The sequence below is a fragment of the Chromobacterium sp. ASV23 genome (assembly GCF_016428945.1).
GTDB classification, from domain to species: Bacteria; Pseudomonadota; Gammaproteobacteria; order Burkholderiales; family Chromobacteriaceae; genus Chromobacterium; species Chromobacterium sinusclupearum.
Map to the genome: position 1 here is coordinate 17,692 of NZ_JAELTR010000050.1, position 12,062 is coordinate 29,753.

Consider the following 12,062-nt stretch of genomic DNA (forward strand, 5'->3'; position numbering starts at 1 on the left):
CGCCTTGTTCAGAGTCAAAGTTTATGACGGACAGTGTTACAATCGAGACAGGTTTTTAGTTGTCGCGCGGCACCGGTTTGATCCAGCGCCGGCGGCGGGGTAATCCACGGGCGGCCGCACCGGCGCCCGGTTTCTCGAGACAGCCTTATGACCATCATCCGCCAGGAAGACTTCATCCAGAGCATCGCCGATGCCTTCCAGTACATCAGTTGCTACCACCCGAAAGACTATATCGACGCGCTGTACCAGGCCTACCTGCACGAAGAAAGCGTCGCCGCCAAGGATGCTATGGCGCAAATCCTGGTCAACAGCCGCATGTGCGCCGAAGGACAGCGCCCGATCTGCCAGGATACCGGCATCGCCGTGGTGTTCCTGAAAGTGGGCATGCGGGTGCAGTGGGACGCCAAGCTCAGCGTGCAGGAAATGGTCAACGAAGGCGTGCGCCGCGCCTACAACCATCCGGACAACAAGCTGCGCGCCTCCGTGCTGCTGGACCCGGCCGGCAAGCGCCAGAACTCCAAGGACAACACCCCGGCCGTGGTGCACTTCGAGATCGTCGAGGGCGATGGCGTGGAGGTGATCTGCGCGGCCAAGGGCGGCGGCTCGGAAAACAAGTCCAAGCTGGCGATGCTGAACCCGTCCGACTCCATCGTCGACTGGGTGCTGAAGACCCTGCCGACCATGGGCGCCGGCTGGTGTCCGCCGGGCATCCTCGGCATCGGCATCGGCGGCACGCCGGAAAAAGCCATGCTGCTGGCCAAGGAAAGCCTGATGGACCACGTGGACATCCACGAGCTGAAGGCCAAGGCGGCCAGCGGCGCCGAGCTGTCCCGCGTCGAGCAACTGCGTCTGGAACTGTTCGACAAGGTCAACGCGCTGGGCATCGGCGCGCAAGGCCTGGGTGGCTTGACCACGGTGCTGGACGTCAAGATTCTGGATTACCCGACCCACGCGGCCTCGCTGCCGGTGGCGATGATTCCCAACTGCGCCGCCACCCGCCACATCCACTTCCATCTGGACGGCAGCGGCCCGGCGCAGCTGGAACCACCCAAGCTGGAAGACTGGCCGGACATCACTTATGACGCGTCCAACGGCAAGCGCGTGAATCTCGACAACATCACCCGCGAAGAAGTGGCCAGCTGGCAGCCGGGCGACGTGCTGCTGCTGAACGGCAAAATCCTGACCGGCCGCGACGCCGCGCACAAGCGCATGGTGGACATGCTGAACAAGGGCGAGAAGCTGCCGGTGGATTTCACCAACCGCTTCATTTACTACGTTGGCCCGGTGGACCCGGTGCGCGACGAAGTCGTCGGCCCGGCCGGCCCCACCACGGCTACCCGCATGGACAAGTTCACGCGCCAGATGCTGGAAGAGACCGGCTTGCTCGGCATGATAGGCAAGGCCGAGCGCGGCCCGGCGGCCATCGAGGCGATCAAGGACAACAAGGCGGTGTACCTGATGGCTGTGGGCGGCTCCGCCTACTTGGTGTCCAAGGCGATCAAGGCCTCCAAGGTAGTGGGCTTCGCCGACTTGGGCATGGAGGCGATCTACGAATTCGAGGTCAAGGACATGCCGGTGACGGTGGCGGTGGACTCCTGTGGCACCTCGGTGCACAACACCGGTCCGGCTGAGTGGCGGGTGAAGATTGGGAAGATACCGGTCAGCCAGGCTTAAATGATTGCTTGGGAAATGCCGCCCGATGGGCGGCATTTTTTTGGCGGATCGAGCGCCAGGATATTCCAGAGCGGAACTGGTGAATCTCTCTATGAGGGAGTGTGTTGTGACTTGGCTGCAACCACTTGCGGCCAGGCGATTTAATTTTATTTTTGTCTTGCAAATCCGCCGCTTACGTCATACATACTGAAAATGTTCACGGCATGTTTTCGGTGTTTTTACTTATCGGATAATGAGTATGACAACCAGCTCCGTCGAAGCATTCAGTCTGTATTCGGATTTGTACGCGCGTTTTCGGCCCGCGTACCCAGAGTCGCTGTATGACTGGCTGCTGCCCTTGTGTCCCGGCTACCAGCGGGCTTGGGATTGCGCGACCGGCAGCGGCCAGACTGCCGTGCGGCTGGGCAACAGCTTTGCTCGCGTCGATGCCACCGATATCAGCTCCAACCAGCTATCGGTGGCGGAACGCCATACCCAGGTCTACTACCGCGAATGTCCGGCCGAGGTGACGCCGTTTGACGACGATTGCTTCGATCTGATTTGCGTATCCCAAGCCTTGCATTGGTTCCACCTGCCTTCGTTCTGGCCGGAGGTGCAGCGCGTGCTGAAGCCAGGCGGAATCTTTGCCGCTTGGGGATATCATCATTGTGTGGTGACGCCGGAGATAGACAAGGCCTGCAGCGTGCTGTGGTCCATCATCGAACCGTTCTGGTCCAGCCGTTGCGAGCTGTTGTGGGATGATTTCCGCGGCAGCGGTTGCCCGCTGCCCTTGCTGAAGGCGCCCAGCTTTTCCATCCGTGAAGACTGGACCTTGGACCATTTTCTCGGTTTCCTCAACACCACGTCCGCCAGCAAGTTGTGCAAGCAGGCGCTGGGAGAGAGCATTCTGGACGACGCCTGCCTGCGCATCGCGCGGGCTTGGGGCCATGGCGGCGAGCGGCGGCGCGTCGAGTTGCCCCTGCATCTGATGGTGGCGCGCAAGGATGCGGCCCGGTTTTCCCCGGCAGTGATTGAGCCGACGCCCTAGGAGCTGTTGACGTTTGGTGAGTGGATCGCGTTTGCGCCGATTTGGGCCGGAAGCAAGGCGCACAGTCCGCCGCATAGTCATTCTATGCAAGGGCTGGGCAACGCGGCTTCCGGCCCAAAGCGGCCAAACCCGCAGGGCCGGGCACCTTTCGCGCCGACTCTTCGTTGTTTCGTGCTGGCAGAGAATGACTATGCGGCGCGCGAAACGCCTCGATTAGGCGCAAAACGCATCCCGGCGCGACCGCCCACCAAACGTCAACAGCCCCTAGTGCTGCCGGTCGTATTCGGCTTGCAAGTCCGATAGCAGAATGTTCAGCGCGTCCGATGAGCGGATCAGCTCGATCAGCGAGATGGCCAGCGAGGCAATCATGCACAGCAGGCTGGCGCCAAAGGTGATTTCCCCAGTCGCCTGCCAGCCGGTGTAGATCTGAAACATCGCCACGGTGCACAGGAACAGGCTGGCGATGCCCATGAACTGCATCCATTTGATCAGCGTGATGCGAGTGCGCAGATTGCCGATCTGGCGCAGGATTTTCTGGTCTTTGCTGTCTCGGTACTCTTCGTACAGATTGCGAATGATGCTTGCCAATCCCAGAAAACGGTTGGTGTAGGCCAGCAGCAGCAGCGAGACGGCAGGAAACAGCAGGGCCGGAGTGGCCAGGTTCAGTGCGGAATGCATCAGGAATTCTCGTCTATCCATACATCGATGCCATTGGGCGCGGCATCGAACAGTTCTATCACATCGTGGTTCTTCATGCGGACACAGCCCAGCGAGCTGGGCTGGCCCCATGGTACATGATCGCCGGCGCCATGGATGTAAATCGCTCTATCATAGCTGTCGACATTCCCACCTTGATTGCGTCCGGCTTCCTGGCCGCATAGCCATAGGATGCGGGTCAGTATCCAGTCCTTGTTCGGGTATTGCGCGTGCAGTTCCGGCGTGTATTTCCATGGCGTGACCTGGCGGCGGAAGATGATGGTGTTTTCCGCCGCGCCATCGCCTATCTTGTCGCACACCGTATGCCAGCCGCGCGGCGTCTGGTAGCTGCCGGTGGTTTCGCCGACGCCGTTCTTGGCTGTCGAGACTGTATATTCCTTTTGAGTGAGTCCCCAGCCATCCAGCAGCCGCAGCGTTTGCGACTTTACCCCCACCCAGATCCATGGCGCGCCGTAATGGCGGGCATTAGGATGCGTGGTTTGCAAGGGGCCATCCGTTTGCGCTTGCAGCATCCATGCCGCGTCGCCTGCGGCATGGCAGGTTAGGGCAAGGCAGGCGATCAGAATGGCGCCCAAGCTTCGCATATCAATCCCTCCCGACATCTTGTCGGCGTTGCCGGAAAAAGGCGGACAGTTGTTCCGCGCAGGCTTCTGCCTCCGCGCCGCCGAACACGGCGGCGTGGTGATTGAGCCGAGCGTCGGCGAATAGATTCACTGTGCTGCCGGCTGCGCCGGTCTTGGCGTCGCGCGCGCCGTAGATCACTCGCGCAATGCGGGCGTGCAGGATGGCGCCGCTGCACATCGGGCACGGCTCCAGCGTGACGTAAAGATCGCAGCCATCCAGCCGGTAGTTGCCGAGACGCGCGGCGGCGTCGCGCAGCGCCTGCATTTCGGCATGCGCCGATGGGTCATGGCGGCCTATCGGCTGATTGTAGCCGCGGCCGACGACCTCGCCGTCCTTCACCACCAGCGCGCCTACCGGCACTTCGCCCTCGGCGGCCGCCTGTGCCGCCAGCTGGCGCGCCAGCTTCAGGAAACGCTGAATTTCCGCTTGCGCGGGCGGCAGGGCGACCGGCGGGTGATCGGCCAGTTGCCGCAGCAGGGCGGCCTTGTCCTCTTCGTGCAGATCTTGCCAATGAATGCCGCGCGCGGCCGCCTCCAATGCGAACAGCAGCCGGCGGGTCACGGTATGGCCGGCGGCTTTCAGGCGCAGAAAAGCGGTAACGACGCCGCAATCCAGCAACTGCTGGCGAGTGTGGATATTCAGCTTGGCCAGCCAGGCCAGAGCCGAGGGCGGCAGCGGGGGGGATGTCAGCGTCACGAGGGGAAACAAATACGGTTGCGGCAATGTCGTCATTATCGCCGGTTTGGCGCGGCTGACCAAATCCGGCTAGGCGAGGGCGGATGGGGCGTTTCGGCGTTATGCAGATCATCGATTTCCAAGAGTAGGCGAGGGTAGGCGTATCGCATTTTATTCAGGTTTTATCTGGCAGGCTTGGCATACAGAAAGCAGAAAAACGGTCGATATGAGTAGAAAATAGTCGAAAGTCTAACCATGTCCGTGATCACAATTCAGTCCGCCATTGCAGGCATCGAGCAGTGGCGCAATCGTCTGGCTTCCAGCGGCCGGTCTGTGGCAACGCCCTCGTCCGCGCCCCAGACGGAGGGAAGCGGCCCGGATGCGCAGCCCTCGCCAGCCGCGTTCATGTCCAGTATCCGCAGCGATTTGCAGAAGTCGCTGAATCAGGGCTGGCAGGATTATATGCAAAAACTCCGGGTCGATCTGAGCCGCCCGGTCAAGCGGCAAAGCCCCGCGGCGGACCAGATGGATAAACAGCTGCTGAAGCAAAGAGTGGATTCTTTGCGCCAGATGATGATGATGACCCACGACAAAGCCGGTTTGCGGGCATTGGCCAGCCAGTTGGCCCAGTTGGCGCGCGAGCTGAAGAGCCTGGTTGCCAGCATGACCCAGAATGCCGCGGATCAGCAGATGGCTGTCAGCGTAGGCGGCGCGGCGGATCAGCCCTCAGCCGATTCGGCAGCCGCATCCGCTCAAGACGCCTCGCCGGAGCAGGATCATGCGGCGGATGACGCGCAAGCCGCCAGCAGCGCCGAGGCGGCCGCTGTTTCATCGGCTGATGCGTCCTCCGATGCATCGTCGGCTTCGGCTGCCGAATCGGCAAGCGGCAATGCCGCGCCAGGGCAGGCTAGTCAGGCGGATGCGGCGGCAGGATCGTCCGACGCGACTGCGTCGGCCCCGCAGGGCGCTGTCGACCAAGCCGCAGCCAATGCCGCCGATCCGCAAGCGGCACTGCGCAATATGCTAGCTCATGGCAACCCGGTAGCCGCAGATCAGGACATTCAGGAGATGCTGCTCACGCTGAAGATGGTCCAGGCCTTCATCAAGCAAATGGCTTTGCAGTTGCAGGGGCAAGAAGACCGGAAGATGAAAGAGGATCAGGAGCAGGCGGGCAAAGCGCTGCAGGATGTGGACACCATACTCAAAGGCGGGCCGGAAGCGCTGGCGGCGCTCAGCGGTCAAATGGAAGTGAACGTGAGCGCGCCAGCGGATGCGTCTTCGACTGCAGTGTGAGAGTGAGGAGCAGGCCGCGTATGCGGTCAGTGCCGCAAGGCGCGGCGCAGCAGCCGCCAAATAGCCAGTAAAGCCGCGCCGCTTTTCAGCCAACGGCCTAGTTTGTCGCTTGGCATCAGCTTGCCCAAGAGGTCAAAGGCCGAGCTTAAGCCGCCCGGCGCGCGCCAGAATGCAAGGCCATCGCAAGCCCATTGCAGCGGCCCTGTCAGCTTTTGTCGCTCCAGCCGCAGCTTGACGCGCAAGGCCTCGCCCTTCATCACCAGCAGCTGCTTCTTCAAGGCGCGGTCTTGCGGCGTCATGGCTTGTCTCCGCCGGGCCCCAATGCGGCCCAATCCTTGCGCATTTCTTCCAGCGTGGTGGCGAACGGTGCAGCTTGATGCCGCATCTTGCGCCGCAAACCCAGCAACAGTATCGCACCGGCGCCGCAGAACAGCAGCGCCAGGCCGGCCATGACGGCCAGCCGCCACGGCGCCGGCGTCAAGGCCCACAAGGCCAGTACGGCGGCGATCAGCCCGCATCCCAGCAGCACCAGTCCCAGCATGCCTTGCAGCAGGTTGCCAACGACGTCATCCTTCAGCTCCTGCGCCTCCAGGGACAGCAGTTCGGCGCGCGTCAGCAGCAAAGAGACGATGCCATTGACGAAGGAGCGCAATGTGCCGGGGCGGGGTTGGCGGGACGGATCGGACATATCGATCAGCGGCGGGATACCAGCATGCCCAGCAGGAAGGCGACGCCGGCTGCGATGCCGATGGACTTCCACGGGTTTTCATGCACGTAATCGTCGGTGACCTTGGCCGCTTCCTTGGCCTTGCCTACGACGACCTGTTCGGCGTCGCGCAGCTTGATTTTGGCTGTGCCGAGCTTCTCGGCCAGACGCTTGCGCAGCTCTTTGCTGTGCGCGCTGCCGTCGTCGACGGTTGCGTCAATCAGTTCTTCGGTGCTGGCCAAAACTTGGCGTACGTCATCCAGCAGCTGTTCTTTTTCCTTGGCGATGGTGGCATTGGACATGGCAACCTCCTGACAGTGGTGAACGGAACCGACTCGAAACGCAGACATGGCATGGCGCAAAGCATAGCCTGCGCCAACCCACGCTAACAGCCTGACGCGGCCGCGTCAAACCATGTGGTCAAACGCTTCATCCGCGTTGGTAGAGCGCCTCGTCCAGCAAAGGTTCCCGCGCCGGGCGCGCGCTGCGGGCGCAGAAAATTCCCACCAGCGCCACCGCAGCGCAATACAGCACGCAAATCCAGTGATTCCACGGCATGGCGGCGATCAGCAACAGCGGCGTCACGCTGGCCCAGATCGAGTAGGCGATGTTGTAGGTGAATGAAATGCCGGAAACGCGCACATCGGCCGGGTACATGCCCACCATGATGGACGGCACGACGCCGACAATCCCGCAGCACAGTCCGGCAAAGGCGTAGGCCAGGCTTGGCCAGGCCCAGCCGCCGATCAGGCTGCCGTACAGGACGGCCACGCCTACCGGCAGCAGCGCGCTGTACAGGATCAGACTGCGGCGCTGGCCGATGCGGTCGCAAACCCGGCCGGCGATCACGCAGCCGATATTGAGGAACACGATGCCCACGCTGCTCAGGGCAAAGGCGTGGTCGGCATGCATGCCGAAGCGTTGCTGCAACAGCGTGGGCGTCACCACCACCAGCACCACCACCGCCGAGGTCAGTACGCAGGTCAGGGCGGCGGCCGGCAGCAGGGTGGCTTTGTGGCGGCGCAACACATCCAGCAGCGGATAGGCGGCGCGTTCGGCCTGACGCTCGCGCATGGCCAGGAACACTGGCGTCTCGCTCAGCCAGCGGCGCAGCCAGACGCCGATCAGCCCAAACGGGCCACCAAGCAAAAAGGGAATGCGCCAGCCGTAATCCAGCATTTCCTGCGGCGTGAACACGCGGGCCAGAAAGGTGGCGGTCAGCGCGCCCAGCAGATAGCCGAAGGTCAGCCCGGCCTGCAATACGCCCAGCGCGTAGCCGCGATGGCGCAGCGGCGCGTGCTCGGCGACGAAGGACCAGGCGCTGGGCACCTCGCCGCCTACTGCCGCGCCCTGCAGAATGCGCAGCGACAACAGGATCAGCGGAGCGAGGATGCCGATGTCGGCGTAGGTGGGCATCAGGCCGATGAGCAGACAGGGGCCGGCCATCAGCAGGATGGTTAGGCTGAACACCTGCTTGCGACCCAGCACGTCGGCGAAGTGCGCCATCAGGATGCCGCCCAGCGGGCGCGCCAGGTAGCCGGTGGCGAAGATGCCGAAGGTTTGCAGCAGGCGCAGCCATTCCGGCATGTCCGGCGGGAAGAACAGCTTGCTCAGCGTGGTGGCGAAGAAGGCGAAGATGATGAAATCGTAGATTTCCAGCGCGCCGCCCAGCGCGGCCAGACCCAGGGTCTTGTAGTCGGTGCGGGTGAGCGGTGTGGATTGGTTTGTGTTCATGGTCAATCACGAGGTGCCGGGGCTGTGGGTCAGCCCGCTGTAATCATGAATGAAGCCCGCACGGCGCGTTCGAGCAGGCTCCCTGGAGCCGCTGGCGGCCCCGCAAGGCCGCCAGTGTAGCGCGGTTGGCGTCATTTGCGGTAGGTAAGGTTGCCTTGACCCGATTTTCATATGAAATATGAATATTTGTAATGCGGCGCAGGGCAAAGGAATGGCGTGGCGCTTCAGTTCAAGACAACGGACTCGCCGCGGACGAGCCAGTGCATTTCGACGCAGCAGTTTAAGCGTCTGCGTCTAGCTGCTTGCCATTCAGGCAGAGTCGCGGACCAAACCTGGCAGAAATTCCGAGCCAAGGCCCGCCGATGCAGACCGATATGGGACCGGTGAAGGGGGATGTGGGATGGTTTTCTTAATCATTTTTGCCGGTAATGAGTCGCTACGACATCTTGTCAAGAAAAAAGGCCAGCCGCTTGGCTGACCCCTTTTGATTTCAAATGATTGGGTAGGATCAATGAAAAATCAGAATCTTATCATTCTCCGCTCAGTCCTTCGGTTTTCGAGGCCCATCGTTTTCATGGCGTTGCTGCGCCAAGATGATTTGCTTGTCGCTGCAGGATCTGAGCGATAGCCTCACTCAATTGTTCTTCACAATCGGTATCTCCGCCGCTGGATCGCCAAGCGACGATGGCATCAGGCCGCACAAGCAGCGCGCCGTTGGAGGCAATGCCAAATGTCGCTGCGAAATTCTTTTCTGCTGGAAATACGAGATCGCCTGCGCGAATCAATTGGATGCTGACACCCAGGCGCAGGGACACGCGCCGCGCGGATTCAAGCCAATACGGGTTGGCGCTGACGAGCGTAAGCCGCTGAGTGAACAGGTCGATGGTAGAGATGCGTTTACTGTTCAGGTCGATCCAGACGTGTGGAACGCGTGTGCCCGGTTGTCCTGACCATTCGTCAGGCCGAGCGGCGGGGGGCAGGTCATCTTCGCCCCCGATGATTGCCTTGGAGTTGATCCGCTGCCCGAGCTCCATTGCTTCGGCACCGTAAAGCACCTCGCCCGCCAATGCGCCACCTGCCCAGGTTAGGTAGTCCGGGCGAGCAAAGGTTTGCTGATGCCGCAACCAGCCGATGGGCTGACGCTCGGCGCTATAGGAATCCAGTAAACCAGTCTCTGCCTCACCATCCAGCACCATCTGCAGCTTCCAGGCTAGGTTATAAGCATCATCGATTCCTGTGTTTGCGCCAAAGCCGGCGCGGGTGGGCGGCAACTGATGCGCAGCATCGCCGACGAGAAAGACTCGCCCGTCGGAGTAACGTTCAGCGATACGCCCGGCCATCTCCCAGCGACCGGTGGTAATGAGTTCGATGGGCATGTCACGACCTAAAGCGCGCCGAATTGCCTCGCACAATTCCTCTTCGGAGCGTTCGGAGTCGTCACTGAACATCAGCACCCAACGGCCGTCAGGGTAGTTCGTCAGAAAGGCCCTGAAGTCGGCTTGTTCAATCTCGAACTGCACTACACCTTGATCGAGATAGGACTTGGCCTCAGCACAGTGGAACAGGGCGCTGCGGATAGTCCGCAAATGGCCAACGCCATATCGCTGGATGCCAAGTCGCTCGCGTACGGGGCTGTCGGCACCATCAGCCGCGATCATATAGTCGGCGGTAATGTCGGTGGTCTCTCCGGTGACGCGATCTTTGACGCAGGCAGTTACGCCACTGGCAGTCTGGGAGAAAGACACCATCTCGACACCCTGCCTGAGGTCCACGCCGCGTTCCACGGCGGCAGAGCGCAAGATCGGCTCAAGCAGGTCCTGCGCAATGGCGACCCCTTTGCAAGGAGAGCTGAGGCTGATGTCGGACTCGTTCTCACCGGGAGTCCACGCCGTCTCTTCCAGCCAGTTGCCTGTCAGACTCGCGACCCGTGCACGGCGGGGCCGGCTGTGGCTTCCGGTCTGTGGTATACGCTCAGCGATTCCGATCGCGCGGAAGTGTTCCATCGTTAGTTCCGTAAAGCCGACGGCTCGCGGATGTGTGGAGCTGCCGAAGTGTTTTTCAACAAGGACGGTTTTTACGCCACGCGAAGCGAGAAACAGTGCGGCAGATAGGCCAACGAGGCTACCGCCCACGATGAGAACCGGGTTAGGAGATGAGGAAGGTGAGGTCATGATGTACGTCCACTTTGCGAATGCCGGAATCGGCGACTTGGACGTTAGGGCTGGCCAGTCAAAAGGGTGCCGTAAAAGCATCCACAAGCGTACGAACAGGGGAGTCGTTCATGGCGCACAGACAGGCAAGCGGTGCAGTCCGCTTAGCTGTCGTGGTCCGCGGCCCGTCAGGGCTGGATTGGGGCTGCTGGAGAAGCAGCTGACCGGGGCTCACCACGTCCGGTCCACCATTTTCGACCGCGCAAGTCTAGCAAGGTTTGAGATTTCGCGTCAAAGCCTCAGGTTTGCGAAATGACCTTCGGAAAAATCTGGCCACACGCCCGCTATGCTGCGCTGCAGCCATCTCGCTCCATGGTATTTGATCGAAACAGCTTCAATGTACGCAGCAATGCCATGAAAAATGCCATTGATGATGTGGAATCAATCATCAATGGCATTTAATACAACTGATAAAATCAATTAATTAAAATTTCCTTCATTCCCACTCAATCGTCGCCGGCGGCTTGCCGCTGACGTCGTAAACCACGCGGTTGATGCCCTTCACCTCATTGATGATGCGATTCGAGGCGCGGCCCAGCAGGCTGTGGGGTGATGAAAATCTGTTAGAAATCAATTATTTGCTCTTCTTTTGAGTTGCGGAGTTGAGCCGTTAGACAATGTTGGACCGTTATCTGACCGGTCATGAGAAAACCATGGCTGGAATTCGACAAAGAAATGGTAAGTGGCAAGCCCGTGTTTCCGTCGCGGGAAAAGAGGTCAGTCGGTCGTTCTTGACCAAAACTGACGCAACCCGCTGGGCGCGGGAGCAGCGGATTGAAATGGAGCGAGCAATCTCGATGGGATTGGCTGGCCATGTCACCCTAGCCGATGTGATCGATCGATTCGCCGAGGAAGTATTGCCTTTAAGAAGAGCTGGACAGAAAGATCGTTATTTGATCCGACGGTTCCGGGCAATGCCATGGGCTGAGCTGCCCATTATCAAGGTGCAGCCGGAGCACATCGTCCAGATGCGCGATCTGCGGCTTCGGGAGGTTTCTACTGGCTCTGTTCGTCGCGAGCTTGACCTGTTGTCATCAATCTTTACCCATGCGATTAAAGAGTGGCGACTGTGCCGTGAAAATCCTGTGCTGTCGATACGAAAGCCATCGCCTGGGCGGGCCCGGCAAAGAAGACTACTTCAAGGTGAGCTTGAGCGGATAATTGCCGCCAGCCAGGCACCAGATTTTGAGCCGATTGTATTGTTGGCTTTTGAAACCGCAATGCGTCGTGGAGAACTTCTTGAGCTGATGTGGGAAAATATTGATTTTAGGCGGCGAATCGCCTATCTGCCATTGACCAAGAATGGAGAGCCCCGTCAAGTCCCGCTTAGCAAAAAAGCGTTAGCGGTATTGAAAGGTTTGTCTCCTAAAATAGAAGGTAAGGTTTTCACCAAAAACGCAAC

13 protein-coding genes and 1 pseudogene are annotated in these 12,062 nt (G+C 60.5%); 5 read left to right on the plus strand and 9 right to left on the minus strand.

The window, feature by feature from the left end; all coding sequences use genetic code 11:
• The first annotated feature begins 147 nt into the window (after positions 1–147).
• Both JHD59_RS17150 and JHD59_RS17155 read left to right on the plus strand, forming a co-directional pair.
• On the plus strand, positions 148–1,674 hold the full coding sequence (locus JHD59_RS17150) for a fumarate hydratase (RefSeq protein ID WP_199155123.1): 1,527 nt from the start codon (positions 148–150) through the stop codon (positions 1,672–1,674).
• Between the two features lie 238 nt (positions 1,675–1,912).
• Positions 1,913–2,701, plus strand: coding sequence for a class I SAM-dependent methyltransferase (locus JHD59_RS17155; protein WP_199155124.1), 789 nt, complete (start codon positions 1,913–1,915; stop codon positions 2,699–2,701).
• 264 nt (positions 2,702–2,965) lie between these two features.
• Here the strand turns inward: JHD59_RS17155 and JHD59_RS17160 are convergent, their stop codons facing one another.
• Genes JHD59_RS17160 through tadA form a run of 3 tightly spaced genes read right to left on the minus strand, consistent with a single transcriptional unit; the run spans position 2,966 to position 4,750 of the window.
• Positions 2,966–3,379, minus strand: a complete 414-nt coding sequence (locus tag JHD59_RS17160; RefSeq protein ID WP_043628709.1) for a DUF2721 domain-containing protein — start codon at positions 3,377–3,379, stop codon at positions 2,966–2,968.
• Positions 3,379–4,002 (minus strand): L,D-transpeptidase, encoded by a 624-nt coding sequence (locus JHD59_RS17165; protein WP_199155125.1) that lies wholly within the window; start codon positions 4,000–4,002, stop codon positions 3,379–3,381. Before JHD59_RS17165 ends, JHD59_RS17160 begins: the two co-directional genes overlap by 1 nt.
• Before the next feature lies 1 nt (position 4,003).
• Positions 4,004–4,750, minus strand: coding sequence for a tRNA adenosine(34) deaminase TadA (gene tadA / locus JHD59_RS17170; RefSeq protein ID WP_233164328.1), 747 nt, complete (start codon positions 4,748–4,750; stop codon positions 4,004–4,006).
• 372 nt (positions 4,751–5,122) lie between these two features.
• Here tadA and JHD59_RS17175 point away from each other — a divergent pair, with 372 nt between their 5' ends.
• Positions 5,123–6,010 (plus strand): hypothetical protein, encoded by an 888-nt coding sequence (locus JHD59_RS17175; protein WP_199155127.1) that lies wholly within the window; start codon positions 5,123–5,125, stop codon positions 6,008–6,010.
• A gap of 26 nt (positions 6,011–6,036) precedes the next feature.
• Here JHD59_RS17175 and JHD59_RS17180 read toward each other — a convergent pair whose 3' ends face one another.
• The 5 genes from JHD59_RS17180 to JHD59_RS17200 form a co-directional block, all read right to left on the minus strand.
• Positions 6,037–6,309, minus strand: a complete 273-nt coding sequence (locus JHD59_RS17180) for a hypothetical protein (protein WP_199155128.1) — start codon at positions 6,307–6,309, stop codon at positions 6,037–6,039.
• Complete coding sequence (locus JHD59_RS17185) at positions 6,306–6,698, minus strand: phage holin family protein (RefSeq protein ID WP_199155129.1); 393 nt, start codon at positions 6,696–6,698, stop codon at positions 6,306–6,308. Before JHD59_RS17185 ends, JHD59_RS17180 begins: the two co-directional genes overlap by 4 nt.
• Before the next feature lie 5 nt (positions 6,699–6,703).
• The gene (locus JHD59_RS17190) at positions 6,704–7,018 is read right to left on the minus strand and encodes a YqjD family protein (protein WP_043628702.1); all 315 of its coding nucleotides are present in this window, start codon (positions 7,016–7,018) and stop codon (positions 6,704–6,706) included.
• Between the two features lie 127 nt (positions 7,019–7,145).
• Positions 7,146–8,450: an MFS transporter gene (locus JHD59_RS17195; RefSeq protein ID WP_233164334.1), complete on the minus strand. Its 1,305-nt coding sequence runs from the start codon at positions 8,448–8,450 to the stop codon at positions 7,146–7,148.
• 572 nt (positions 8,451–9,022) lie between these two features.
• Positions 9,023–10,621, minus strand: a complete 1,599-nt coding sequence (locus JHD59_RS17200; RefSeq protein WP_199155131.1) for an FAD-dependent monooxygenase — start codon at positions 10,619–10,621, stop codon at positions 9,023–9,025.
• Between the two features lie 291 nt (positions 10,622–10,912).
• Here JHD59_RS17200 and JHD59_RS17205 point away from each other — a divergent pair, with 291 nt between their 5' ends.
• Positions 10,913–11,062, plus strand: coding sequence for a hypothetical protein (locus JHD59_RS17205; RefSeq protein WP_199155132.1), 150 nt, complete (start codon positions 10,913–10,915; stop codon positions 11,060–11,062).
• Between the two features lie 34 nt (positions 11,063–11,096).
• On the opposite strand, the pseudogene JHD59_RS17210 reads toward JHD59_RS17205, so the two are convergent.
• Positions 11,097–11,210, minus strand: a pseudogene (locus JHD59_RS17210) (hypothetical protein); the annotation flags it as partial.
• 67 nt (positions 11,211–11,277) lie between these two features.
• Here JHD59_RS17210 and JHD59_RS17215 point away from each other — a divergent pair.
• The coding region (locus JHD59_RS17215; protein WP_199155133.1) for an integrase at positions 11,278–12,062 on the plus strand (785 nt) is incomplete at its 3' end.

Coding starts and splice junctions, on each gene's coding strand:
- JHD59_RS17150 (WP_199155123.1), top strand. CDS start 148: ATGACCATCATCCGCCAGGAAGACTTCATCCAGAGCATCGCCGATGCC.
- JHD59_RS17155 (WP_199155124.1), top strand. CDS start 1,913: ATGACAACCAGCTCCGTCGAAGCATTCAGTCTGTATTCGGATTTGTAC.
- JHD59_RS17160 (WP_043628709.1), bottom strand. CDS start 3,379: ATGCATTCCGCACTGAACCTGGCCACTCCGGCCCTGCTGTTTCCTGCC.
- JHD59_RS17165 (WP_199155125.1), bottom strand. CDS start 4,002: ATGCGAAGCTTGGGCGCCATTCTGATCGCCTGCCTTGCCCTAACCTGC.
- JHD59_RS17175 (WP_199155127.1), top strand. CDS start 5,123: ATGTCCAGTATCCGCAGCGATTTGCAGAAGTCGCTGAATCAGGGCTGG.
- JHD59_RS17180 (WP_199155128.1), bottom strand. CDS start 6,309: ATGACGCCGCAAGACCGCGCCTTGAAGAAGCAGCTGCTGGTGATGAAG.
- JHD59_RS17185 (WP_199155129.1), bottom strand. CDS start 6,698: ATGTCCGATCCGTCCCGCCAACCCCGCCCCGGCACATTGCGCTCCTTC.
- JHD59_RS17190 (WP_043628702.1), bottom strand. CDS start 7,018: ATGTCCAATGCCACCATCGCCAAGGAAAAAGAACAGCTGCTGGATGAC.
- JHD59_RS17195 (WP_233164334.1), bottom strand. CDS start 8,450: ATGAACACAAACCAATCCACACCGCTCACCCGCACCGACTACAAGACC.
- JHD59_RS17200 (WP_199155131.1), bottom strand. CDS start 10,621: ATGACCTCACCTTCCTCATCTCCTAACCCGGTTCTCATCGTGGGCGGT.
- JHD59_RS17205 (WP_199155132.1), top strand. CDS start 10,913: ATGACCTTCGGAAAAATCTGGCCACACGCCCGCTATGCTGCGCTGCAG.